This is a genomic window from Martelella sp. AMO21009 (genome assembly GCF_053484295.1).
On the sequence record NZ_JBAKFR010000004.1, the window covers coordinates 201,359 to 224,097 of the forward strand.

22 protein-coding genes and 2 pseudogenes are annotated in these 22,739 nt (G+C 63.0%); 9 read left to right on the forward strand and 15 right to left on the reverse strand.

Annotated features, from left to right (window positions below; all coding sequences use genetic code 11):
* Positions 1-148 precede the first annotated feature (148 nt).
* Positions 149-810, forward strand: a pseudogene (locus V6766_RS07150) (SDR family oxidoreductase).
* Here the strand turns inward: V6766_RS07150 and V6766_RS07155 are convergent.
* From V6766_RS07155 to V6766_RS07195, 9 genes and pseudogenes are all read right to left on the reverse strand, one after another.
* Positions 806-922, reverse strand: a pseudogene (locus V6766_RS07155) (FAD-binding protein); the annotation flags it as partial. The pseudogenes V6766_RS07150 and V6766_RS07155 overlap by 5 nt on opposite strands.
* 130 nt (positions 923-1,052) lie before the next feature.
* Positions 1,053-1,904 (reverse strand): fumarylacetoacetate hydrolase family protein, encoded by an 852-nt coding sequence (locus tag V6766_RS07160; RefSeq protein WP_448464937.1) that lies wholly within the window; start codon positions 1,902-1,904, stop codon positions 1,053-1,055.
* Positions 1,905-1,925: 21 nt separating this feature from the next.
* Positions 1,926-3,203, reverse strand: a complete 1,278-nt coding sequence (locus V6766_RS07165) for an L-fuconate dehydratase (protein ID WP_448464939.1) — start codon at positions 3,201-3,203, stop codon at positions 1,926-1,928.
* A gap of 25 nt (positions 3,204-3,228) precedes the next feature.
* Positions 3,229-3,960 carry an SDR family oxidoreductase gene (locus V6766_RS07170; RefSeq protein ID WP_448464941.1) on the reverse strand — a complete coding sequence of 244 codons (732 nt, stop codon included), beginning with the start codon at positions 3,958-3,960 and terminating at the stop codon, positions 3,229-3,231.
* Positions 3,961-3,971: 11 nt separating this feature from the next.
* Complete coding sequence (locus tag V6766_RS07175; protein WP_448464943.1) at positions 3,972-5,078, reverse strand: mandelate racemase/muconate lactonizing enzyme family protein; 1,107 nt, start codon at positions 5,076-5,078, stop codon at positions 3,972-3,974.
* Between the two features lies 1 nt (position 5,079).
* On the reverse strand, positions 5,080-6,171 hold the full coding sequence (locus V6766_RS07180; protein WP_448464945.1) for an ABC transporter ATP-binding protein: 1,092 nt from the start codon (positions 6,169-6,171) through the stop codon (positions 5,080-5,082).
* 4 nt (positions 6,172-6,175) lie between these two features.
* Complete coding sequence (locus V6766_RS07185; RefSeq protein WP_448464947.1) at positions 6,176-7,045, reverse strand: carbohydrate ABC transporter permease; 870 nt, start codon at positions 7,043-7,045, stop codon at positions 6,176-6,178.
* Positions 7,042-7,944 (reverse strand): carbohydrate ABC transporter permease, encoded by a 903-nt coding sequence (locus V6766_RS07190; RefSeq protein ID WP_448464949.1) that lies wholly within the window; start codon positions 7,942-7,944, stop codon positions 7,042-7,044. The genes V6766_RS07185 and V6766_RS07190 overlap by 4 nt, the downstream gene beginning before the upstream one ends.
* 97 nt (positions 7,945-8,041) lie before the next feature.
* Positions 8,042-9,364 carry an ABC transporter substrate-binding protein gene (locus V6766_RS07195; RefSeq protein ID WP_448464951.1) on the reverse strand — a complete coding sequence of 441 codons (1,323 nt, stop codon included), beginning with the start codon at positions 9,362-9,364 and terminating at the stop codon, positions 8,042-8,044.
* A gap of 186 nt (positions 9,365-9,550) precedes the next feature.
* Between V6766_RS07195 and V6766_RS07200 the strand changes: the two genes are divergently transcribed.
* From V6766_RS07200 to V6766_RS07210, 3 genes are read left to right on the forward strand one after another with little or no spacing between them, the layout of a single operon-like run.
* Complete coding sequence (locus V6766_RS07200) at positions 9,551-10,306, forward strand: IclR family transcriptional regulator (RefSeq protein WP_448464953.1); 756 nt, start codon at positions 9,551-9,553, stop codon at positions 10,304-10,306.
* Positions 10,307-10,351: 45 nt separating this feature from the next.
* Positions 10,352-11,176 carry an amidohydrolase family protein gene (locus V6766_RS07205; protein ID WP_448464955.1) on the forward strand — a complete coding sequence of 275 codons (825 nt, stop codon included), beginning with the start codon at positions 10,352-10,354 and terminating at the stop codon, positions 11,174-11,176.
* Positions 11,177-11,198: 22 nt separating this feature from the next.
* Positions 11,199-11,528, forward strand: coding sequence for an L-rhamnose mutarotase (locus tag V6766_RS07210; RefSeq protein WP_448464957.1), 330 nt, complete (start codon positions 11,199-11,201; stop codon positions 11,526-11,528).
* A 30-nt stretch (positions 11,529-11,558) separates the two neighbouring features.
* Here the strand turns inward: V6766_RS07210 and V6766_RS07215 are convergent, their stop codons facing one another.
* The gene (locus tag V6766_RS07215; RefSeq protein ID WP_448464959.1) at positions 11,559-11,891 is read right to left on the reverse strand and encodes a zinc ribbon domain-containing protein YjdM; all 333 of its coding nucleotides are present in this window, start codon (positions 11,889-11,891) and stop codon (positions 11,559-11,561) included.
* Between the two features lie 264 nt (positions 11,892-12,155).
* Here V6766_RS07215 and V6766_RS07220 point away from each other — a divergent pair, with 264 nt between their 5' ends.
* From V6766_RS07220 to V6766_RS07240, 5 genes are all read left to right on the forward strand, one after another.
* Positions 12,156-13,220, forward strand: a complete 1,065-nt coding sequence (locus tag V6766_RS07220; RefSeq protein ID WP_448464961.1) for a Gfo/Idh/MocA family protein — start codon at positions 12,156-12,158, stop codon at positions 13,218-13,220.
* On the forward strand, positions 13,217-14,380 hold the full coding sequence (locus V6766_RS07225) for a CaiB/BaiF CoA transferase family protein (protein WP_448464963.1): 1,164 nt from the start codon (positions 13,217-13,219) through the stop codon (positions 14,378-14,380). The genes V6766_RS07220 and V6766_RS07225 overlap by 4 nt, the downstream gene beginning before the upstream one ends.
* Before the next feature lie 17 nt (positions 14,381-14,397).
* Complete coding sequence (locus V6766_RS07230; protein ID WP_448465155.1) at positions 14,398-15,507, forward strand: extracellular solute-binding protein; 1,110 nt, start codon at positions 14,398-14,400, stop codon at positions 15,505-15,507.
* On the forward strand, positions 15,507-15,953 hold the full coding sequence (locus tag V6766_RS07235) for a MaoC/PaaZ C-terminal domain-containing protein (protein ID WP_448464965.1): 447 nt from the start codon (positions 15,507-15,509) through the stop codon (positions 15,951-15,953). The genes V6766_RS07230 and V6766_RS07235 overlap by 1 nt, the downstream gene beginning before the upstream one ends.
* A 168-nt stretch (positions 15,954-16,121) precedes the next feature.
* On the forward strand, positions 16,122-17,129 hold the full coding sequence (locus tag V6766_RS07240) for a LacI family DNA-binding transcriptional regulator (protein ID WP_448464967.1): 1,008 nt from the start codon (positions 16,122-16,124) through the stop codon (positions 17,127-17,129).
* Between the two features lie 38 nt (positions 17,130-17,167).
* Here the strand turns inward: V6766_RS07240 and V6766_RS07245 are convergent, their stop codons facing one another.
* The 5 genes from V6766_RS07245 to V6766_RS07265 all read right to left on the reverse strand — a co-directional run bounded on the left by V6766_RS07245 (position 17,168) and on the right by V6766_RS07265 (position 22,544).
* Entirely contained in the window at positions 17,168-18,313 is a 1,146-nt protein-coding gene (locus V6766_RS07245) for a fumarylacetoacetate hydrolase family protein (RefSeq protein ID WP_448464969.1), read from the reverse strand.
* Between the two features lie 249 nt (positions 18,314-18,562).
* Entirely contained in the window at positions 18,563-19,342 is a 780-nt protein-coding gene (locus V6766_RS07250) for an enoyl-CoA hydratase/isomerase family protein (protein WP_448464971.1), read from the reverse strand.
* Between the two features lie 63 nt (positions 19,343-19,405).
* On the reverse strand, positions 19,406-20,599 hold the full coding sequence (locus V6766_RS07255; RefSeq protein ID WP_448464973.1) for a CaiB/BaiF CoA transferase family protein: 1,194 nt from the start codon (positions 20,597-20,599) through the stop codon (positions 19,406-19,408).
* A gap of 5 nt (positions 20,600-20,604) precedes the next feature.
* Positions 20,605-21,366, reverse strand: a complete 762-nt coding sequence (locus V6766_RS07260) for an SDR family NAD(P)-dependent oxidoreductase (RefSeq protein WP_448464975.1) — start codon at positions 21,364-21,366, stop codon at positions 20,605-20,607.
* The gene (locus V6766_RS07265; RefSeq protein ID WP_448464977.1) at positions 21,363-22,544 is read right to left on the reverse strand and encodes an aldose 1-epimerase family protein; all 1,182 of its coding nucleotides are present in this window, start codon (positions 22,542-22,544) and stop codon (positions 21,363-21,365) included. Before V6766_RS07265 ends, V6766_RS07260 begins: the two co-directional genes overlap by 4 nt.
* Positions 22,545-22,739: the final 195 nt, after the last annotated feature.

Sequence of the window (22,739 nt, forward strand, 5' to 3'; positions counted from 1 at the left end):
GTCAATCCCAAAAACCCCTCGTCGATCCGCTCTCCGGCGGTCCTTGCCGCCGATCCCGCGACAAAGGGAATATTCTACGCAGAATCCATCTTACTCTGGAGTAATCACTCCAGCAGCCTGACCGGAACAGGAAGGATCGCATAAGAAAATCCGGGGGCAATTGGCAATCGTGACCGGCGGCGGCTCCGGGCCTGGCGCGGCCACCGCGCGGATGCGGCCGCCATCGGCGGTCTGGCGCTGCGCTGCGACGTTTCTGACGCCGCCTCGGTCGAGGCCGCGTTTGCCGCGGCCATCGCCGCCCATGGCGCGCCGCGCATCCTTGTCAACTGCGCCGGTATTGCGCCGGCGCAGAAGATCGTCTCGAGCAAGGGCACGATGCCGCTCGATGCCTTCGTCAGGGCCATCAACGTGAACCTGATCGGCACCTTCGCCACCCTTCGCATGCTGTTTGAAACGGCGGCGGGCGAGGCTCCGCTGGAGACCGGCGAACGCGCGGTCGCGGTCAACACCGCATCGATCGCGGCCTATGAGGGCCAGACCGCCTATGCCGCCCCGAAAGGCGAGGTCGTCGGACTGACGCTGCCGGCCGCGCGCGAGGGCGCATCGCTCGGCATCCGCGTCTGCACCATCGCGCCGGGCATTTTCGAGACCACCATGCTGAAGAGCCTGCCCCAGGCGGCGCAGGACAGTCTCGGCCAGTCGGTCCCCTTCCCCGCGCGGCTCGGTCAGCCGGAGGAATATGCAAGGCTCGCGCGCTTCATCATCGAAAATCCGATGCTGAACGGCAAGGTCATCCGCCTCGATGGTTGATCGCGACGATAACCTGGGAAACCGTCATGCCAGCAAGGTGCTGAATCGCGCCCGGGATGCCGACGGCGAGGTAGAGATCGGGCGCGACGATCTTGCCGGTCTGGCCCAGTTGAGAGAAAATTGCATGGAAAGCGGCGGAACCTCGTGGTCGGCGCCATCAAAAATCCGGCGAAGGGCTTCCTCGCCGGGTTCGTCAAGGCAAATGCCAACGGCTCGTCGCTCTTGAGAGGGCGCCACAATGGTTAAGCGTTCCAGGCGATCGTCTTCTGGGTCTGCTCGCCGAGACCCTCGATGCCAAGCCGCATGGTCTGGCCCTCCTTCAGATAGACCGGTTCCGGCTTCTGGCCCATACCGACGCCGGGCGGCGTGCCGGTGGAGATGATGTCGCCGGGCTGCAGGCTCATGAACTGCGACAGGTAGCTGATGACATGCTGCACGCCGAAGATCATCGTCTTGGTCGAACCGTTCTGATAGCGATGGCCGTCGACCTCGAGCCACATGGCAAGGTTCTGCGGATCGGCAACCTCGTCGCGGGTAACGAGCCAGGGGCCGATCGGGCCGAACGTGTCGGCGCTCTTGCCCTTGACCCACTGGCCGGAACGCTCGATCTGGAATTCACGCTCTGACATGTCGTTGACGACGCAATAGCCCGCGACATAGCCCATGGCGTCGGCCTCGTCGACATAGCGGGCCTCCTTGCCGATGACGACGCCGAGCTCGACTTCCCAGTCGGACTTCTTCGAGTTGCGCGGGATGCGGACATCGTCATTCGGGCCGACGATGGCGCTGGTCGCCTTCATGAAGATGATCGGCTCCTCGGGGATCGCCGCGCCCGTCTCGGCGGCATGGTCGGCATAGTTGAGGCCGATGCAGATGAACTTGCCGACCTTGCCGACGCAGGCGCCGATGCGGGAATCGGCCGGCAGCACCGGCAGGCTGTCGACATCGGCCGCTGCAATCTTCGCCAGACCGACCTCGGAAAGCACGTCACCGGCGATGTCTTCGACGACCGAGGAAATATCGCGATAGCTGCCGTCGGCGTGCAGGATGGCGGGACGTTCGGCGCCCTTGGCGCCAACGCGTAGCAATTTCATATTCTTACTCCTTATTGCGGCTTATGCCGCCGAATGGGCAAAGTCCAGAAGCGTTTTTGGCTTCATCTCGATGGAAAAGCCAGGCTTTTCCGGCGGCATGTAGGCCGCGTTTTCGATCCGGCAGGGATCAACGAAATGCTCGTGGAGGTGATCGACATATTCGATCACGCGGCCATCCTTGGTGCCGGAGACCACCAGATAATCGATCATCGACAGGTGCTGGACATATTCGCAAAGCCCGACGCCGCCGGCATGCGGCCAGACCGGCAGGCCGAATTTCGCGGCCATCAGCAGCACGGAAATCACCTCGTTCAGCCCGCCGATGCGGCAGGCGTCGATCTGGACGATATCGATCGCGCCGCCGGCGATGAACTGCTTGAACAGGATGCGGTTCTGGCACATCTCGCCGGTCGCGACCTTCACCGGCGCCACCGCCTCGCGGATCTTCCTGTGGCCGGCGACATCGTCCGGGCTCGTCGGCTCCTCGATGAAATAGGGCCGGAACGGCGAGAGCGCCTTGACCCAGTCGATCGCCTGATCGACCTCCCAGACCTGATTGGCGTCGATCATCAGCGTGCGGTCCTCGCCGATCACCTCACGCACGATCTTCAGCCGCGCGACATCCTCGTCGCGGTCCTGCCCGACCTTCATCTTGATATGGGTGAACCCGGCATTGACGGCTTCCTGGGCAAGACGGCGAAGCTTGTCGTGGCTGTAGCCGAGCCAGCCGGCGGAGGTCGTGTAGCAGGGGTAGCCGTTCGCCTTCAGCTCGGCGATGCGTTCGGCCTTGCCGGCATCGGCCTTGCGGAAGATCGCAAGCGCCTCCTCCGGCGTGATCGCGTCGGTGAGGTAGCGGAAGTCCACGATCGAGACGAGCTGTTCCGGCGTCATGTCGGCGACGAGCTGCCAGACCGGTTTGCCTGCCGCTTTCGCCATCAGGTCCCAGGCGGCGTTGACCACCGCTCCTGTCGCCAGATGCATCGCGCCCTTGTCCGGGCCGATCCAGCGCAACTGGCTGTCGCCGGTCACATGCCGCCAGAAGCGGCCCGGGTTTTCGGCGATCCAGTCGAGCGAAAGGCCGGTCATGCGGGCTTCAAGCGCGCGGATCGCGGCGCAGACAACCTCGTTGCCGCGGCCGATGGTAAAGGTCAGTCCGTGACCCTGATGCGGACCGTCGGTCGAGAGGATGACATAGGCTGCGGAGTAATCCGGATCGGGGTTCATCGCGTCCGAACCGTCGAGCTTGGCGGAGGTCGGGAAACGCAGGTCGTGGACGGAAAGTCCAGTGATGGTGGTCATGTCGTGAACTCTATCTTGCGGCGGCTCAGGCGGTCCAGCCGCCGTCGATGATGTGGGCCTGGCCGGTGGTGTAGGTCGCGCCGGCGAGGTAGACGGCGAGATCGGCGATCTCCTCCGGCGTGCCAATGCGGCCGATGGGCTGGCGGGCAATGAAATCGGCCCGTGCCTTCTCATAATCGCCGGTCGCCTTCAACCGTTCCTGCAGCGAGGGGCTGTCGACCGTGCCGGGGCAGATGGCCGTGCAGCGGATGCCCCTGGTCACGTAATCGGCGGCGATCGACTTTGTGAGGCCGATCACAGCCGCCTTGGTGGTCGAATAGGCGAAGCGGTTCGGCACGCCCTTCAGCGACGAGGCGACCGACGACATGTTGATGATGACGCCATATTCGCGCTCGATCATGCCAGGCAGGAACGCCCGCACCGTGCGCACCATGGCCTTGACGTTGAGGTCGTAGGCGAAGTCGAGGTCGCCGTCCTTCATGTCCAGCACCGAGCCGTTATGGACGACGCCGGCGCAATTGAACAGGATGTCGACAGGGCCGATTTCGCGCGCGGCGGTGGCAACAGCCTCATCCGAGAGCACGTCCAGAAGCCGGGTGGTAACGCCGTCCATGCCTTCCAGTTCGGCGAGTTTCTCGGCATTGATATCGGTCGCGATCACCTTCGCGCCGGCGCTGGCAAAGGCCTTGACGGAGGCCGCGCCGATGCCTTGCGCGGCGGCGGTGATGAGGCAGGTCCTGCCGGTCAGATCAGTCATGGGCGTATCCTTCATGTAATTGTCTTCTGCGAGCCGTCGACCGTCATGCGGGCGATCGCCTCGAAATCCCAGGCGATGCCGAGGCCGGGCTCGTCGGAGGGGACGGCGCGGCCGGCGCGGATGGTCATGCCGGAGAGCGTGATCGCATCGAGCTGCGGAATGTACTCAACCCAGCGCGCATTGGGAACGGCGGCGCAGAGCGAGACGTGCAACTCCATCAGGAAGTGCGGCGCGACCGCGACGTTGAAGCACTCCGCCATGTGCGCGACCTTGAGCCACGGCGTGATGCCGCCAATGCGTCCGACATCGACCTGGATGATGGATGCGGCGCGGCGCTCCAGATATTCGCGGAAATGCGAGGCGGAGTAGAGGCTTTCGCCGATGGCAATGGGCACCGATGTGTGGCGCGAGAGCACGGCATGGCCCTCGATATCGTCAGCCGGAAGCGGCTCCTCCAGCCAACCGATATCGAGCCGCTGGTAGACGGCGGCGCGACGCACCGCCTCGTCGACATTGAAGGCCTGGTTGGCGTCGGTGAATATCTCGAAGGCCGGACCGACGGCATCGCGCACCGCGCCGATCCGGGCAGCATCTTCGGAAAGCGGTCGGCCGACCTTGAGCTTGCAGCCGGAAAAACCATCCGCCTGGGCCTTCAGCGCATCATCGACAAGGGCTTCGGCCTCCAGATGCAGCCAGCCGCCTTCGGTGGTGTAAAGCGGGATATCCGCCTGCGCGCCACCGGCAAGACGATGGAGCGGCAGACCGAGTTTCATCGCCTTCAGGTCCCAGAGCGCGGTATCGATAGCGGCAAGCGCAATCGAGGTGATGGCACCGACTGTGGTTGCGTGGGTGAGGAAGGTAAGATCGCGCCAGATGCGCTCGATATCGAAGGCGTCGCGGCCGATGATCGCCGGCAGCAGCGTCTTTTCCAGAAGCGACATGACGGAAGGGCCACCGGTGCCGATCGTGTAAGAATAGCCCGTGCCGGTGACGCCGTCGGCATCGGTGATGCGCACGATCGGTGTTTCCTGAGAGACGAAGGACTGGATCGCATCGACCCGCGTGACCTTCGGCTTCAGGTCCACCATCAGGATTTCGGCGCGGACGATCTTCGCCATGTCAGGCCCTCAGGCTCTTGCCGGTCGTGCCGTCGAAGACGTGCAGGCGATCGAGGTCGAGGGTGAAGACCAGCTGCTCGCCATCCTCGAGAGGACGCGGATCGAGCATCTTCGCCTGCACTTCCTTGCCGCCAAACTCGGTATAGATGATGGTCTCGGTGCCAAGCGGCTCCGAGATCAGCACCGGCAGGTTCACCTCCAGCCAGCGGTCTTCGGCGTGAAGCGAGTGGCCCTTCGGCGCGAAGGCGTCCGGGCGGAAGCCGATCACCACCTTGTCGCCGGCAGAGACCTTCGGCGCAATGTCGGCCGGCAGCGGCACGAGCGTGCCGTCGGAAAGCCGTGCGCCGCCGTTCTCGGCCACAGCCTCGAGCTGGTTCATCGGCGGCGAGCCGATGAAGCCGGCAACGAAGGTGTTGGCCGGGTGTTCGAACACTTCGGTCGGCGTGCCGACCTGCTCGACATAGCCGTCGCGCATGATCACGATCCGGTCGGCAAGCGTCATCGCTTCGACCTGGTCGTGGGTCACGTAGATGACCGTTGTCTTGACCCGCTGGTGCAGCTTCTTGATCTCGACGCGCATCTGGCCGCGCAGCTTGGCATCGAGGTTGGACAGCGGCTCGTCGAACAGGAACACGTCCGGATGGCGCACGATGGCGCGGCCCATGGCGACGCGCTGACGCTGGCCGCCGGACAGATTGGCAGGAAGCCGGTCCATGAAGGGTTCGAGGCCGAGAATGCCGGCGGCCTCGTCGACCCGCGGCTTGATGTCCTCCGGGCTCATGCCCGAAATCTTCAACCCAAAGCCAAGATTTTCGCGCACGGTCATGTGCGGATAGAGCGCGTAGGACTGGAACACCATGGAGATGTTGCGCGAGCGCGGCGGCAGGGCGTTGACGACGCGGTCGCCGATGCGAAGCTCGCCGCCGGAGATTTCCTCCAGCCCGGCGATCATCCTGAGCGTCGTCGACTTGCCGCAGCCGGACGGACCGACGAGGACGACAAACTCGTTATGGGCAACGTCGAGGTCGATGCCGTGGACGACTTCAAGCGAACCGTAGCGCTTGACGATTTTGGAAAGGTGCACTTCGGCCACGGGATTATCCTTTCACGCCGCCGAACGTCAGTCCGGCAATCAGGTGCTTTTGTACGATGAAGGTGAGGATCAGCGCCGGAATGATGATCAGCACGGCCATGGCGCTCATCCCGGTCCAGTCGACGGTGAACTGGGCTGTAAAGTCCATCAGCCCGACCGGCATGGTCTTCGACGCGGTGGTGCGGGTGAGCTGGCTGGCGAGCGCGAACTCGTTCCACGCCGTCAGGAAGGCGAATATGCCGGCCGATGCCAGGCCCGAGCGGGCGAGCGGAAACTCGACCTTCCAGAACGCCTGCCAGCGGGTGCAGCCGTCAATCTGCGCGGCTTCGGACAGGTCAGCCGGGATCTGGCGGAAGAAGCCATCGGTCAGCCAGATCGTGAACGGGATGTTGATCGCCATATAGACGAGGATCAGCCCGAACTTGGTATCGATCAGCCCGATCTTGCTCCACAGGATGAAGAGCGGCAGCGACAGCGCCACGCCCGGCACGGTGCGCGACAGCATGAAGGACAGGAACAGCGCGCCCTTGCCCTTGAACCGGTAGCGGGCGAAGGCATAGCCGCCCATCATCCCGACCAGGATCGCAACCACGGTGGAGGTCAGCGAGATCACCAGCGAATTGACGAAGTAGCGCTCGACCGGCAGGCCCTGCTGGCGATCCGGCAGGAGGCCGAAAATGCCGAGGAAGTTGTCGAGCGTCCAGTCCTGCGGGATCCAGATCGGCGGACGCGCCATGACTTCCACATTGGGCCGGAAGGCGGTTAGCACCACCCAGGCGCCGGGCACGACGAGGATCATCATCGCGATGAACAGGGTGATCCGAAGCAGCCAGCGCTGCCAGGGCTTTTCGATGGACATTGCCGCAGCACTCATTGCGCGCCTCCCATGAAGACGCGGGCCTTCGTCAGGTTGCGATAGAACATGATGGTGAAGGCGATCGAGAGCAGGATCGAGATGTAGCCCATGGCGTTTGCCATGCCCATCTGCGAGTTCTGATAGCCGGTGCGCGTCATCAGCGTCCAGATCAGCTCGGTACGGCCTGCAGGCCCGCCATTGGTCATGATCTTCACCATGTCATAGGCGCGCGCGACATCGAGCGAGCGGATCGTCATCGCAATCCAGATGAACGGCATCAGGAAGGGTAGCGTGATGTGGCGGAACACCTGCAGCGCATTGCAGCCATCGACCTTGGCGGCCTCGATCGGCTCCTTCGGCATGGCCAGCAATCCGGCCATCAGCAGGATCGCGAAGATCGAGGTCGACATCCACATTTCCGCGACAATGATCGAGAAATTGGCAAGCCAACCATTGACCAACCACGGGATCGGCTTGTCGATAAGGTTGAGCGCAAACAGCGCGTTGTTCACGAGGCCGACGGAATCGTTGAACAGATACTTGAACTGAAAGCCGACGAGGATCGGCGAGAACATCATCGGGAACATCATGATGGTTCTGAGCGTGCGCTGGCCCCAGGTGATGCGGTTGACGAGCAGCGCCAGGCCGAGCCCCAGCAGCATTTCCAGATTGAGCGCGATGGTGATGAACACCACGGTGCGCCCGAAGGCCCACCAGAAGTCTTCATTGCCCATAAGGCGCTTGTAGTTGCGCAGGCCAACGAAATTATAGAGCGAGTCCGGCCGCACCAGATTGTAACTGGTGAAGCTCGTCCAGAACGACACGATGAGCGGCACCAGCACGACCGCCAGAATGACGATGATGGCCGGCAGCAGCAGAAGATAGGGCGTCGCCTGCGGAGACCTGAAGAACTTCATGTCGCGCCTTCGGAAATTTCAAGAAAAACGGAAACTCTGTGCGGCCGAAGCCGATGTCGCCGCCGGCCCTGAAGCCGGCGGCGATATGAAAGGCCACTCAGTAGTAGCCGGCGTCTTCCATGATGTAGGTCGCCTCTTCGGCGGCATCATCAAGCGCGTCCTGCGGGGTCTTCTCGCCGACAATGGCGGCCTGCAGCTCGGGCCACAGCACGTTCGAGACCTGGATCCATTCCGGGATCAGCGGCGGGGTGCGGGCATCGGCCAGCGATTCCTGCCAGACCTGGAACATCTCGGCGAGGTTTTCCTTGCCGTTCTCGTTGAACCAGGCAATCACCTCGTCATAGGTCGCCGTGCGGGTCGGCAGGTTGCCGGCCTTGGCTTCCATCAGTTCGCTCTCGTCATTGGTCATGAACACGGCAAACGAGACGGCGGCATCTTTGTTGTCGCAATCCTGCGTCACCGAAAAGGAGTGCGAACCGGACCAGCCGCCGCGTTTTCCCGACGAGCCGACCGGGGCAACGGCATAGCCGAGGTCATCCGAGATCTTCGAGGACGACGGGTCCGCGAAGAAGGCGGCAAAACCCGGCCAGTCGAGATCAAGCGCAAGCTGGCCTGCGGCCATGGCCTGACCGATATCGTCCCAGGTATAGTTGACCGTACCGGCCGGAACCGCGCCGGCATCATAGACATCAATGAACCACTGCAGGGCGGCAACGCCTTCGGGTGAGTTGAAGGTCGGGTGGAATTCGTCGTCGAACATGTCGCCGCCATTGGCGCGCAGGATTTCCATGAACCGGCCCGACATGCCCTCGTCCTTACCGGCAAAGGCAGTGCCGTAAAGGTTCGGCGGATCGGCAAAGAAGATCACCTGGTCGCGGAATTCGTCATAGGTCTTCGGCGGCGCGAGGTCGGTGCCGTATTTTTCCTTCCACGCCTGCTGGTTCGCCGGATCGGCGTAGAGGCTCTTGCGATAATAGAGATTGGAAACGTCGGTGACGCGCGGAAGCTGGACCAGGCGGCCGTCAACCTTTGCCGATTCCAGCGTGCCCGGAACATATTTGTCGAGCTCGGACTGCGGGATGTATTCGGACAGATCGATATAGAGGCTGCCATATTGCGGAGCGAAGCTGGTGTGGTTGGAACCGACGCACCAGGTGATGTCGCCGGCGGCGATGTCCTGCTTGATCTCGCGATCAAGGTCGAAGTGATTCTTGGAAGAAACGATCTCAACCTTGGCGCCCGTCATCTCCTCCCATTCGGGGATGCGGGTATAGAGCTTCTCATATTGAGTGCCGCCGATCAGCTTCACCTTCAGCGTATAGTCCGGAAAGCTGCCATAGTCGAAATCATCGGCCTGGGCCGAAGCGGCGAGGCCGCCAACGGCGCAGCAAGCGACGAGGGTCGCTTTAAGAAGTTTCATTCGCATCATTCTCCTCCTATCCGTTCAAGCCCAGAAAAGACTTGATCATCCATATTTGAAAAGTCTATTCGTATATAAGCATCATTTCGACGAGGCCGTCAACGGCGCTCTTGATATTGGAGATGAAGAGCGGCAGTTTCGCAGCAAATTCGGGGTGAAATTCGCTCCATCACTCGAGGATCGATAATGCCAACAGATGAAGCCGATCGTTACCGCGCGCCCGCCCTCGACAAGGGCCTCGACATATTCGAGCTTCTGGCCGAGACCGACGGCTCGTTGAGCCAGGCGGAAATCGCGAAATCGCTGGGGCGCACGCCGAACGAGATCTACCGCATGCTCGACCGGCTGGTGCGCCGCGAATATATCCGCCGCACGCCGGAGGACCGCTACGAGATCACGCTGAAGATGTTCGAACTGGTCCATGCCCGCCCGCCGCTGCGCCGGCTCGTCAACCAGGCGATGCCGCTCTTGCAGCAGGTGGCGCAGGAGGCCGGCCAGTCCTGTCACATCGTCGTGTTCGACCGCAACGCCGCCGTCGTGGTCGCCCAGGTCGATGCACCGAGCTACTGGAGCCTTGCGGTCCGGGTCGGCACGCGGCTGAAGCTGACCTCGACCGGCTCCGGCCTCGTCTTCCTCGCCTTCTCCTCTCCCGAAAACCGGGCGCTGATGCTGAAGGGGGCGGGCGAGACGATGACGCCTGAAACGGAGGCTCGCCTGGAGACCATCCGCCGCGATGGCTACGTGATGATGCCGAGCGAGCAGATCGCCGGCGTCACCAATCTTTCGGCGCCGGTCATGGGCCCGCTCGGCTCGGTGATGGCGGTCGTCACCTCGCCCTATACCGAACGCCTCGACCGCACGATCGCCGGCGACCGGGAACGCACGCTGAAACTCGTGCGCGCGGCCGCGGCCAGCCTTTCGAAGGGTCGGGCCGACCCGTAACCCCGGCAGCACAAAACGATGGCCCGCAAGGGCAAGGGAGGAACAATGCGCATCATCGATACCCATCTTCACCTCGTCTACAAGGACCGGTTCTCCTATCCCTGGCTGAACGACGCCCCGGCGCTCGATCGTCAGCAGACGGCGGAGGACTATTTCGCCCGCGCCGAAAAGCTTGGCATCGACACGGCGCTGCATATGGAGGTCGATGTCGCCGAGAGCGACATGGAGGCCGAGACCGCCTTCATGGTCGGTGCTCACGACAGGATCGCCGGCGCGATCGCCGCCTGCCGGCCGGAAAGCCCGGATTTTCCCGCCTATCTCGAGCGCATTGCCGCGATCCCCGGCGTGCGCGGCCTTCGCCGCGTGCTGCATGTCGTTCCTGACGAACTCTCGCAGTCGCCGCTCTTCGTGGAAAACATCCGCCGGCTTTCCGCCCACGGCCTGACCTTCGATCTCTGCTTCTCCGCCCGCCAGCTTCCGCTTGCGATCGACCTTGCGAAGAAGTGCCCGGATGTTCAGTTCGTGCTCGACCATTGCGGCGTGCCGGATATCGAGAACGACGCCTATTCGCCGTGGGCAGAGCATATTTCCGAATGCGCGCGGCTCGCCAATATCACCGCCAAGATTTCCGGCGTCATCGCCTATGCCGGCGCGGACTGGAGCACGGAGAAGCTTCGCCCTTACGTCTCCCACGTTCTCGAAGCCTTCACTTTCGACCGCGTCGTCTGGGGATCGGATTTTCCGGTTTGCACCATCCACGCGAGCCTCGAGGACTGGGTGGCGAGCGTCAGGGACATTGTCGCGGACGCAACGCCCGCCGAACAGGAGAAGCTGTTCTCCGTCAACGCCACGCGCCTTTACCGCCTTTAGATATCAAACACCGGAGAGACCCATGCAGCGCATAGGAATGGTCATCAAGCTCAACGCCGACAAGGTTGCCGAATACAAGAGGCTGCACGCAGATGTCTGGCCGGAGGTGCTGGACATGATCAAGCAGTGCAACATCCAGAACTACACCATCTTCTTCCGGGAGCCGGAAAACCTGCTGTTCTCCTATTACGAGTATACCGGCGACGATTACGAGGCCGATCAGGCCAGGATGGCGGCCCACCCCAAGACGCAGGAATGGTGGAGGGTGTGCATGCCCTGCCAGAAGCCGCTTGATACGGCAAAGGACGGCGAATGGTGGATCGAGATGGAAGACGTTTTCCACCTCGATTGAGGGGCTTTGGGGCGCGTGCCGGAGCGCGCCTCAGATCTTCTTCACGAATTCCGATTTCAGCTTCATCGCGCCGAAGCCGTCGATCTTGCAATCGATATTGTGGTCGCCGTCCACGAGGCGGATGTTCTTCACCTTGGTGCCGACCTTGAGAACCTGGCTGGAGCCCTTGAGCTTCAGGTCCTTGATGACGGTCACCGTATCGCCGTCGGCAAGCGGATTGCCATTGGCGTCGGTAAATGCCGGGGCGTCGCTCTCAGCCGCTCCCGGCGACCATTCATTGCCGCATTCGGGGCACATCAACAGCGCGCCGTCTTCATACGTGTAAACCGACTGGCATTTGGGACAGGGCGGCAATTCGCTCATGAACATCCTCTTGAGTATTGGCGCTGCGATGAGCGGGATAGCGCCAGCAGACTGCACGACGCATATTCCGGTGATCGGAAAACCCGAGCGTCGTAGTGCGAAACGAAGGGCTTGTCGAGTATGCGGGGTCGTTTCACCGCTGCGACATGAACGCCGCCAGCCGGATTGGAAAACGCGCAACGCCACAAGCGCCCCCTTGCATTCCATCCAAATTTGAATAATCTATTCAGATAAGAATGACGCACTAACCTGAAGGAGGAGCAGGTGTCAGAAAATCCTCGCAACCCGGCGCAAAGCTGGGCGGCGGTTCGCGCCCCGCGCCCCATCGTGATCTTCGGCGGCGGCTCGATCGTGGGCGATGCCCATATGCCCGCCTACCGCATGGCCGGCCTGCCGGTCGCCGGCATCTACGACATCGATCCCGAGCGCACCGCCAAGGTCGCCGCTGAATGGGACATCACCCCGTTTGCGAGCGTCGAGGAAGCTGCGGCCGTGCCCGACGCGATCTTCGACCTCGCCCTGCCGCCCGTCGCGCATCTGGACGTGCTGAAGCGCCTCCCCGACGGCGCGGCCGTGCTGATACAGAAGCCGATGGGCCGCAATCTCGATGAAGCGACGCAAATTCTGGAGATCTGCAGGGCCAAGAATCTGACGGCGGCGGTGAACTTCCAGCTCCGTTTCTCACCGATGATGCTCGCCATTCACGATCTCTACCAAAGCGGCGCGCTCGGCGAACTGGTCGATGTCGAGATGCATGCCAACATGATGACGCCGTGGGATCTGTGGCCGTTCCTGAAGTCCATGGACCGCGTCGAGATCCTGCTGCACTCGATCCACTATCTCGACCTGATCCGCCATTTCCTCGGCAATCCTGCCGGCGTTCATGCCCGCACCATGGGCCATCCGCTGTCGACGATGGCCCAGACCCGCACCTCTGCAATCCTCGATTATCCTGAGCCCGTCCGCGCCGTGCTGTCGATCAACCACAATCACGATTTCGGCCCGAAATTCCAGGACTGCTATTTCCGCTTCGAAGGCACGAAGGGCGTGGCGACGACGACGCTCGGGGTCAATCTGAACTATCCCAAGGGCGTGCCGGACGAATTGTGGTTCTGCGAAAAGGGCGGCGACTGGCAGCAGATCCCGCTTTCCGGCACCTGGTTCCCGCATGCCTTTATCGGCGTGATGAGCAATCTTCAGCGCTTCGTCTCCGGCGCTGATGACCGCCTGTTCACCTCCGTCGAGGATGCCTGGAACACCATGGCGCTGGTCGAGGCCGCCTACCAGTCTAGCGCCTCGCCCGCGACGCCCATCAAGGAAAAACCATGACTGCTGAGACTGACGACCTGCCGCTTGCCGGCGTGCTGGTGCTGGACATGTGCCAGTTCCTCTCCGGCCCCTATTGTTCGCTGCGCCTGCAGGATCTCGGCGCCCGGGTGATCAAGATCGAGCGCCCCGGCCTGGGCGACCTGTCGCGCCGGCTCTATCTTTCCGACACCGAGATCGGCGGCGATTCGACCATCTTCCACGCCATCAACCGCTCCAAGGAAAGCCTCGCCATCGACATGAAGGACGAGGCCGACCTGGCGGCGCTCAGAAAGCTGATCGGCAAGGCCGACGTCGTGCTGCAGAATTTCCGCCCCGGCGTGATTTCCCGGCTCGGCCTCGATTACGAGACGGTCAAGGCCTTTCATCCGGGCGTCGTCTACGGCTCGATCACCGGCTATGGCGACGAAGGCCCCTGGGTCGGCCGTCCGGGCCAGGACCTGCTCGCCCAGGCGCGCTCCGGCGTGATGTGGCTGAACGGCGACGAGGATCAGGGTCCCGTGCCCTTCGGGCTCGCCATCGCCGATATGCTGGCGGGCGCGGCACTCTGCCAGGGCGTGCTTGCCGCGCTGGTGAAGCAGGGCCGCACCGGCAGGGGCGCCCATGTCGAGACCAGCCTGCTCGAAGCGCTTATCGATTTCCAGTTCGAGGTGCTGACCACCCACCTCAATGACGGCAAACGCCCGCCGAAGCGGTCCTCCTTCCGTTCGGCCCATGCCTATCTCTCCGCCCCCTATGGCGTTTATCCGACGGCAGACGGCTATCTGGCGTTGGCGATGATGCCGATCGACCAGCTCGCCGATGTGCTGAAGATCGACGCGCTCGATCCCTTTCGCGGCAAGCCCGATCTCTGGTTTTCCGCCCGCGACGACATCAAGCGCATCATCGCGGCGACGCTGAAGGAGCAGACCACCGAACACTGGCTCTCCATTCTGGAGCCAGCGGACGTCTGGTGCGCAAAGGTGCTGGACTGGCCGGAACTCATGGATCACGCCGGCTTCAAGGTGCTCGACATGCTGCAGACCGTGACGCGGGACGACGGCATCGAGATCGAGACCACGCGCTCGCCCATCAGGGTCGATGGCAAACGCATGCAAACCCGCCGCGCGGCCCCGAAGATCGGCGAGCAGAGCGCGGCCATCAGAGCGGAGTTCGGACTGTGACGATTAAACTGAAAGGGATGACCTGGAGCCATCCCCGCGGCTATGATCCGATGGAGGCAAGCGCCCGGGCATGGCAGGAAAAGACTGGCGTTTCGATTGAATGGGACAAGCGCAGCCTGCAGGATTTCGAGAGTTTTCCCGTCGAGGAGCTTGCCCGCCAATACGACATGATCGTCATCGACCATCCGCATGTCGGCCAGATCACCGCGGAAAACTGCCTGGCGCCGCTTGATGTCGCGGGTCGCGAGGATGAGCGCAAGGCGCTTTCGGAAGGCTCGGTCGGCGCGTCCTACCCAAGCTATAACTATAATGGCCATCAGTGGGCGTTCCCGATCGATGCCGCCGCCCAGGTGATGGCCTGCCGGGCCGACCGCGCGCCGGAGGCACCAGCAACGTGGGAGACCCTCATCGCGCTTGCCCGCGACGGCCATGTCCTTCTGCCGCTGAGGCCGCCGCACAGCCTGATGACCTTCTTCACGCTCGCCGCCAATGCCGGCAACCCCTGCCGCAATGACGGCCCCGGCCCGCTGATTTCCAGGGAAGCCGGCATCGAGGCGCTGGAGCGGCTCGCCGAACTCGCAAGCCTCGTGCCCGAGGACAATTTTTTGATGGACCCGATTGCCGTTCTGGAGGCGCTTTCCGCCCCGGAGGCGACGGCCTCGATCTCGCCCTATATCTACGGCTATGTCAGCTACGCGATGGAGGGGTTCCGCCCGCGGCGGCTGTCATTCACCAACATCCCGGCCATCGGCAAGAACGGCCCCGCAGGCTCCGCGCTCGGCGGCACGGGCATCGCCGTCTCCGCCTTCTCCGACAATGTCGCGGCGGCAACCGACTTCGCCTACTGGATCGCGAGCGGCGAGGTGCAGTCGACGCTCTATCCGGAGGCCGGTGGCCAGCCGGGCCATGCCGATGGCTGGACAAGCCGTTCCGTGAACGCGGCAACCAACGACTTTTACGTCAACACCTACGAGACGCTGGAGAAGGCCTATCTGCGCCCGCGCCATAACGGCTACATGGCCTTCCAGCAACGCGCCTCCGACGCGATCAACGAGGCGCTGCGCTCAGCCACCCCGGCGCCGGCCGCGATCGACTGGATCAACATGCTGTTTACGGAGAGTTTCTGATGGAGCGTCCGCGCCATTTCGAGGATATTGCCGTCGGCGAGGAGCGCCGCACCTATGGCCGTACGATCACGGAAACCGATTTCGTGGTCCATGCCGGCCATACCGGCGATTTCTTTCCGCATCACATGGACGCCGAACACATGAAATCGACTCCCTTCGGCCAGCGCATCGCCCATGGCACGATGACGTTCGCGATCGGCATCGGGCTTTCGGCCTCGGAGATCAACCCGCTCTCCTTCACCTATGGCTATGAGCGGCTGCGCTTTCCGAAACCCGTCTTCATCGGCGACACCATCCACACCGTGCTGACGATCGCGCGCTGCGAGGACGATCCCAAGCGACCCGATTACGGACGTGTCATCGAGGAAGTGCGGGTAAAGAACCAGCGCGATGAAGTCGTGATGGCCTGCGACCACGTCTACCTGGTGCAGCGCCGGGCGGCCTGAAAAAATTAGAGAGTTCCTCCCGGAGGCCCCGGCGGTGACGGCGATCGAGCCATCATTGCCGGGGTCTTTCTTTTTTGACAGACAGATTTCGGGTATCGGCGCCTCTCGATTATCCCTTATGATGATTGAAAATGATTTGTTTTCTGATGTCTTCGTGAGGGGTTCGTCATGCGCGTCACCATGTCGGAAATCGCGCGGCTCGCGGGCGTTTCACCGGCGACCGTGGATTGCGTGCTGAACGACCGCGCCGGGGTGCGCGGCCGCACCCGCTCGATCGTGATGGAGGCCGCCCGCCAGCTCGGCTATTTCGGCCTGGCTGAAACGCAGAAAACGAAGGCTGTCCGCATCGTGTTCTTCCTGCCGGAAGGGCCCAACAGCTTCATGCGCGGGCTGCGCACCCAGCTTCTGGAGGAAGCGCAGGCCCGCTCGGACGTCTCGGTTCAGGTGGAAGAGGTCGTCAATCCCAGTCCCGATGCCTATGTCGCCGCGCTGCGCGCCGTCGAAGGCAAGTGCGACGCGATCGGCATCGTCGCGCCCGATCACCCGATGCTGCGCGAGGAACTGACGCAGCTTTCCAGGAAAGGCATCCGCATCGCCACCCTCGTCTCCGACATTTCGGCGATATCAAAGGTCGGCTATGTCGGCATCGACAATCGCGCCGCCGGAAGGCTTGCCGGGCTTCTGCTGGGGCGGTTCCTCAACCACGGAAAGTGCTACAAGATCGCGGTCTTCATTGGCTCGCTCACCTATCGCGGGCATGAGGAGCGCGAAATGGGCTTCCGCTCACTGCTCGCCGAGGATTTCCCCGAACTCGAGATCGTCCATTTCGGCGAAGTGGGCGATGATCGCTCCAAGGCCTATCAACAAACGCGACAATTGCTGGAGCGCGCTGAGATCGACGGAATATACAGCATCGGCGCGGGCAATCAGGGCATCGTCCAGGCGCTGAAGGAAACGCGCAAGAGCCGCGATGTCGTGTTCATCGGCCACGACCTGACCGATACCACCCGCACCGCCCTACTGGACCGGACCATGGACGCGGTGATCGACCAGAACCCGCGCATCGAGGCGCGCGAGATCCTGCGCATGCTTTCCGCCGCGGTGCGCGGCGAGATGGAGCCGGAATATCCGCCCCGGCTCCAGGTCATCTTTCGCGAAAACATTCCCCTACTGTGAACTCGGGAAAGCGCAGCGAACCGGTCATGAAAACCCGTTCAAAGCAGGTTTCGCGCGGCGAGGTTTTTCATCAGCGCGCCGGTTCCGAAGGTCCAGGGCGCGCAATCAGAGGCGTAGCGCACCGTGTTGGAGAGCGCGCCAAGCGCGGGGTTGGAGATGGTCACCCGGTCGCCGGTCTTGTGGGTAAAGCCTTCGCCCGGCACATCGCGGTCCTCGGTCGGCGCGAATAGCGTGCCGAGGAACAGCACGAAACCATCGGGATACTGGTGATGCGCGCCGAGGGTCTGGCGCACCAGATCGGCCGGGTCGCGGCTGATTTCGGACATCGACGACTGACCATGAAGCACATAGCCCTCCGGCCCGTCGACGCGAAGGTCAAGCTGCATCGCCCGCACATCATCCATCCCGAAGCCCTTGCCGAACAGGCGGAACATCGGGCCGAGCGCGCAGGAGGCATTGTTGTCCTTGGCCTTGCCGAGCAGCAGGGCGGAGCGCCCCTCGACATCGCGCAGGTTGACGTCGTTGCCGAGCGTTGCGCCCAGGATTTCGCCGCGGCTGTTAACCAGCAGCACCACTTCCGGCTCCGGATTGTTCCATTGCGAGATCTGCAGAATGCCGGCCTCCGCGCCGTAGCCGACGGCGGACATGGGCTGCGACTTGGTGAACACCTCGGCATCCGGCCCGATGCCGACTTCCAGATACTGGCTCCACAGCCCCTCGGCCTGAAGCGCCGCCTTGACTTTCTGCGCTTCCTCGGAGCCGGCCTTGATGTTGCGCAGGCTGTCGCCGATCAGCGTGCCGATGCGCGCGCGGATCGTCTCGGCGCGCTTGGGATCGCCGGCGGCCTGTTCCTCGATCACGCGTTCGACCATGGAACGGGCGAAGGTGACGCCGCAGGCCTTGATCGCCTGAAGGTCGTTCGGCGCCAGGAAGTGAACCGTCGTCCTGTCGCCCGGATCGGCGGCAAGAAGATCGGCGAGCGCGCCAAGATCGCGCCCCTTGGCCGCCGCGACATAGCCGGCAGGGTCGTCCATCTCGCAGATGTCGCTGACGGTGGCGTAGCCCTTTGCGGTGATATCGATCACCCGGCCATTGCGGCAGGTGACCACGGCAGGGCCTTCCGCCTCGGGCAGCCATACGCGCCCAAGCCAGATGCCGTTTTCGTCCAGGTCAAAGTGCGTCATGTCTCTCTTTCATGTTCACTGAAGGCAAGGCGCCGGCCTCCTCCATCTCATCCCGCACCAGTACGCCAGCCAACCGGCCTTTTGACAAGACCCCGACGCGATCGCCGCGCAAACCGCCGAAAGCCCGATCACCGAGCCGACAGAAAGTAGTCGTTGGAAAAGCTTAAGTAGAGCGCGACCAGGATCAGCATCGCAAAGACGGAAAATTCGCGCTGTTTCACCAGCGTCTTGAGACGGGTCATCGTGGCATCACCTCTTGGCAAACGTCGCGGCGCGTTTTTCGGCAAAGGCGGCCCGGCCCTCCTGCGCGTCTTCGGTCGCAAAGCAGATCGTCTGCAGGTCGCGTTCATAGGCGACCGCCTGTTCCAGCGGCATGTTGAAGGCCGCCTTCAGATTGGCCTTGGCAGTCTCGGCGGCAATCGGCGCGCGGGCGGCGATCTGTCCGGCGATTTCGCGCGCGCGCTCCATCAGCGTCTCGGGGGCCGTCACGTCGCTGACGAGCCCCCACGAAAGGGCCTGCGCGGCGGTCACCGGCTCGCCGGTCATCACCATCAGCGCCGCGTTCGTCGGGCCGATCGACTGGGCGAGATGCGCGGTCATGCCGCCGCCGCCGATCCAGCCGAGCTTGATTTCCGGTGCGCCCAGCTTCGCATTGTCCGAGGCCAGACGGATATCGCAGGACATCGCCATTTCCAGCCCGCCGCCAAAGGCATAGCCATTAATGGCCGCAATCAAGGGTTTGCGCAAAGCGCGCAGAATGTCGCAATATTCCGTGCGGTTGCGAAACGCCCAGGGGGTGTTGTAACTCTCGAGCAGCTTGATATCGGAACCGGCGCAAAATGCCTTGCCGGCGCCGGTCAGGATCACGACGCGCACATCGTCGGCGCCGTTGCAGGCGGCAACGGCCTCCTCAAGCAGCACCGCCATTTCCGGCGTCATCGCGTTCAGCTTTGCCGGCCGGTTATAGGTGATCGTGGCGACATGTCCCGACACGTCCAATGTCAGTTCCCGTGTCTCGGGCTCGTTCATATCCTCGCCTCCTCCAGTGACGTTTCATGCGACCGGGCAAGGAACGCCGCGGGTCGCAAAATCTTATTCGCCCATGCCCTTGATCGCGCCCGCCTTCGCCATCTCGGCGATCTCGGCATCAGAAAACCCGGCGGCGGACAGAACATCTTTGGTGTGCTCGCCCACGCGCGGCGCGGCGTAGCGGACTTCGGACGGCGTGCGCGAAAAGCGGATCGGGAAACCGGGCGTCTTCACCCGGCCTTCCGTCGCGTGGTCATATTCGACGAATGTGCCGTTATGGGCGATCTGCGGATCGGCCACCAGATCGGCATAGGTGTAGACCGGTCCGGCCCAGATGCCGTGGGCGTTGAGCCGCTCCAGCGCGTCGGCGGTGGAGAATTTTCCGATCGCCTCGCGGGTCAGCGCGAACACGCTGTCGCGGTCCTCCCAGCCCGCCTTCATCTCGTCGAGTTCGGCAAAGCGCGGCTCGTCGAGCGCCTTCGCCATCGCCTCGAACTGCGGCATGGCGAGCGCGATATAGCCATCCGTGGTGGCAAAGGTGCCGTAGGGCGAGCGGATATAGACATGGGCATGCGGCTCGGCGCTGCGCGTCTGTGGCTTGTGGCCGACGGTGAAGACCGAGAGTTCCTGCATCTGGATGGTGGTGATCGCGTCAAGCATGTTGACCTCGACCTTCTGCCCCTCGCCGGTGCGCTCCCGGTGCAGGAGCGCCGCCAGCGCGCCCTCGAAGGCGGTGTAGGCGGTCACCGCGTCGATGATATACTGGCCGGAAGCCTGCGGCGGCTCGCCGGCGCGCCCGGTCGACATCATCGCGCCCGACATGGCCTGCAGCAGAAGGTCCTGACCCGGTCGTTTGGCGTAGGGACCATCCTCGCCGAAGCCGGTCATCGACACATAGATCAGGCCGGGATTGATCGCCGACAGCGTTTCATAGTCCACGCCCAGCCTTCCTGCCACGCCGGCGCGGTAGTTCTGGATGAACACGTCTGCCGTCTTCACCAGCCGCCGGATGATCGCCCTGCCCTCATCGGACTTCAGATCAACCGCCAGAGAGCGCTTGTTGCGGTTGAGCGACAGGAAGGAGACATTGACCTCGTTTCCGGTGGCCCCGCCGGCGGGCGCATGGCGCTGCCATTCGCCGGTCACAGGCTCGATCTTGATCACATCGGCGCCGAGATCGCCCAGGCGTTGGGCCGCGAACGGACCGGCCATGGCGATCGAGCAGTCCAGCACCGTATATCCGCTCAGAATTCCCATTTCATTCACTCCATGACCCAGCCGCCATTGACGGCGAGCGATTGTCCGGTGATGAAGCCGGCCTCTTCGGACGAAAGAAACATCACGGCAGCCGCGATATCCTGAGGCTTTCCGCGCCGCTTGACCGCCTGCCGGTCCAGCACCATGGCGTTGTAGCCCTCGGGATCGGGGTGGATTTTCTCCGCATCGGTCGGAAAGGCGCCCGGGGCGATCGCATTGACCGTCACGCCCCATTTGCCGAATTCGCGCGCCCAGGCCCGCGTCAGACCCAGAAGCGACCCCTTCGACTGGACGTAGGGCGCGAGGTTTTCCCACTGGCCGGAAAGCGTGATCGAGGTGACGTTCAGGATACGGCCCCAGTTCTGCGCCCGCATGCCCGGCAATGCCGCGCGCGTGCAAAGATGCGCCGCCTCAACATTGACCCCGTGGACGGCCGAGAGCTCCGCATCCGAATATTCCTCGAACGGCTTGGAGGGATAGATCGCCGCGTTATTGATGACGACATCGATTGCCTTTTCGGCCGTGAGCTTCTCCAGAAGCCCGGAAAGAGCCGGCTTGTCCAGAAGGTCGACCTTGTGCGTATGAAGGCGGTCGGCATCTCCTGAGGCTACGGCGCTCTCAAGCGCCGCGATCTTGTCGGCGTCAAAATCGAGCACGTGCACTTCTGCGCCGGCTGCAAGCAGAGCCGACGTCGTCGGTGAACCAAGCCCGCCGGCCCCGCCGGTGTAGAGCACCCTGCGCCCGGTCATATCGAAACTGGCGCTCATGCCTTGCGTCCTTCAATCGGTCGGAAATTGCCGCTGGCGGCGGGATAATCGCTCTCCGGCTGGATCGCGATCGCGCGGATTTCGGCTTCCGCCCTCGCAATCGCGTCTGCGTCGGGCAGGATCGAGAACACCGTGTCGTAACGGCGCTCATCGCCATGCTCGAGCCAGATCATCTCGCCGCGTTCGCGCGCCGCATTATTGCCGAGCAGGTGATGGGTCGAGGGCTCGATTCCCAGCGCGTACTGGCCTGCCTGCAGGTTCTGCCATTCATACTGGCAGGGGAACTGGTCCTTCCTGGTCGTGACCATGAAGCCGAGGCCGAGCCGGTCGTTGACAAGCGCAACCGGGACCTTGCCCTCGTCATCCGCCGCCATTTCGTGCTGCCAGACCTGCTCATGGAAATTCATCCGCGGGCCGGAAAGCGTACGATAACCGACGCCCTGTTTCTCATAGTTCTCGGCATGCGCCACGTTGACCACGTCGCTGATCGGCGCGAGATAACGCGCGCCCTCTTCCAGCACCGGATGGCCGACATTGATGTGGTAGCAATACATGTGCGGCGTACGGTAGAAGCCGGCATTGACCACCCGGTCGCTGAGGCGGATATCGTTGGTGCCGGCGTCGATCTCGACCCGCCGGTGCAGTTCGAGATGCTCGCCGAAGACGGCGGCCTGCGTCACCACGCCTTCGGCCCACAGGATCAGCCTGTCGCCGTCCCAGCGTTCGCCATACCCGGTCAGCCGCGCGGGGATCGTGCCGACCCGGCCATGCAGGGAATGGGACGCCTTTTCGCGCGGGCCGTAGAAATACGAACTCGTCTCGGTGTCGTTCATGAACAGGATGTGGTCGAGCCCGCAGGTGATCATCAGGCCGGAGAAGCTGCGCATGAAGCCAAGGCCGCCTTCGCCCTCGTATTCGTGCAGGGCCGGATGGCGGAAGCCTGCCGGGCTGTGCCAGCCAATCGCCTGACCGCGATATTCGCAATCCGCGATGTCCATGGCGCGGTCGATGAGAACGGTGAACCGGAGCCCCGTGCCGGAGCGGAATTCTAGCATGCGGATGCCGCGTTCAACGCCATCGTCGAGCTGCATCAGCCGCACGCCCGCCGCATGGCTCACATTTCCGCTGAGCGCTGCCAGTTCGGCGCGCGACAAGGACTTTCCATAAAGCTGGACCATCCCCCTCCCTTTCCTGCAATTCTCCTCACGACCAGGCAGCCGTGATGCCTCGCGACGGAAATTAGGCGGTTCGGGGGATGAAATAAATCAACATTAGTCATCAAAACCCATCATTTTAAATCAAGCGATACCGCCGCTTTCTGCAAGCGGCGGTGCTGAATGAAATTGCTGATGGTATTCACTTCGTCGTCGTCC

What these genes read in the sequence shown, in the direction of transcription:
- V6766_RS07175 (WP_448464943.1), bottom strand. Translation starts at nt 5,078, where the DNA reads ATGGCGAAGATCGTCCGCGCCGAAATCCTGATGGTGGACCTGAAGCCG.
- V6766_RS07230 (WP_448465155.1), top strand. Translation starts at nt 14,398, where the DNA reads ATGACCTGGAGCCATCCCCGCGGCTATGATCCGATGGAGGCAAGCGCC.
- V6766_RS07160 (WP_448464937.1), bottom strand. Translation starts at nt 1,904, where the DNA reads ATGAAATTGCTACGCGTTGGCGCCAAGGGCGCCGAACGTCCCGCCATC.
- V6766_RS07200 (WP_448464953.1), top strand. Translation starts at nt 9,551, where the DNA reads ATGCCAACAGATGAAGCCGATCGTTACCGCGCGCCCGCCCTCGACAAG.
- V6766_RS07210 (WP_448464957.1), top strand. Translation starts at nt 11,199, where the DNA reads ATGCAGCGCATAGGAATGGTCATCAAGCTCAACGCCGACAAGGTTGCC.
- V6766_RS07170 (WP_448464941.1), bottom strand. Translation starts at nt 3,960, where the DNA reads ATGACTGATCTGACCGGCAGGACCTGCCTCATCACCGCCGCCGCGCAA.
- V6766_RS07265 (WP_448464977.1), bottom strand. Translation starts at nt 22,544, where the DNA reads ATGGTCCAGCTTTATGGAAAGTCCTTGTCGCGCGCCGAACTGGCAGCG.
- V6766_RS07205 (WP_448464955.1), top strand. Translation starts at nt 10,352, where the DNA reads ATGCGCATCATCGATACCCATCTTCACCTCGTCTACAAGGACCGGTTC.
- V6766_RS07260 (WP_448464975.1), bottom strand. Translation starts at nt 21,366, where the DNA reads ATGAGCGCCAGTTTCGATATGACCGGGCGCAGGGTGCTCTACACCGGC.
- V6766_RS07240 (WP_448464967.1), top strand. Translation starts at nt 16,122, where the DNA reads ATGCGCGTCACCATGTCGGAAATCGCGCGGCTCGCGGGCGTTTCACCG.
- V6766_RS07255 (WP_448464973.1), bottom strand. Translation starts at nt 20,599, where the DNA reads ATGGGAATTCTGAGCGGATATACGGTGCTGGACTGCTCGATCGCCATG.
- V6766_RS07185 (WP_448464947.1), bottom strand. Translation starts at nt 7,045, where the DNA reads ATGAGTGCTGCGGCAATGTCCATCGAAAAGCCCTGGCAGCGCTGGCTG.
- V6766_RS07235 (WP_448464965.1), top strand. Translation starts at nt 15,507, where the DNA reads ATGGAGCGTCCGCGCCATTTCGAGGATATTGCCGTCGGCGAGGAGCGC.
- V6766_RS07245 (WP_448464969.1), bottom strand. Translation starts at nt 18,313, where the DNA reads ATGACGCACTTTGACCTGGACGAAAACGGCATCTGGCTTGGGCGCGTA.
- V6766_RS07225 (WP_448464963.1), top strand. Translation starts at nt 13,217, where the DNA reads ATGACTGCTGAGACTGACGACCTGCCGCTTGCCGGCGTGCTGGTGCTG.
- V6766_RS07250 (WP_448464971.1), bottom strand. Translation starts at nt 19,342, where the DNA reads ATGAACGAGCCCGAGACACGGGAACTGACATTGGACGTGTCGGGACAT.
- V6766_RS07215 (WP_448464959.1), bottom strand. Translation starts at nt 11,891, where the DNA reads ATGAGCGAATTGCCGCCCTGTCCCAAATGCCAGTCGGTTTACACGTAT.
- V6766_RS07165 (WP_448464939.1), bottom strand. Translation starts at nt 3,203, where the DNA reads ATGACCACCATCACTGGACTTTCCGTCCACGACCTGCGTTTCCCGACC.
- V6766_RS07190 (WP_448464949.1), bottom strand. Translation starts at nt 7,944, where the DNA reads ATGAAGTTCTTCAGGTCTCCGCAGGCGACGCCCTATCTTCTGCTGCTG.
- V6766_RS07195 (WP_448464951.1), bottom strand. Translation starts at nt 9,364, where the DNA reads ATGAAACTTCTTAAAGCGACCCTCGTCGCTTGCTGCGCCGTTGGCGGC.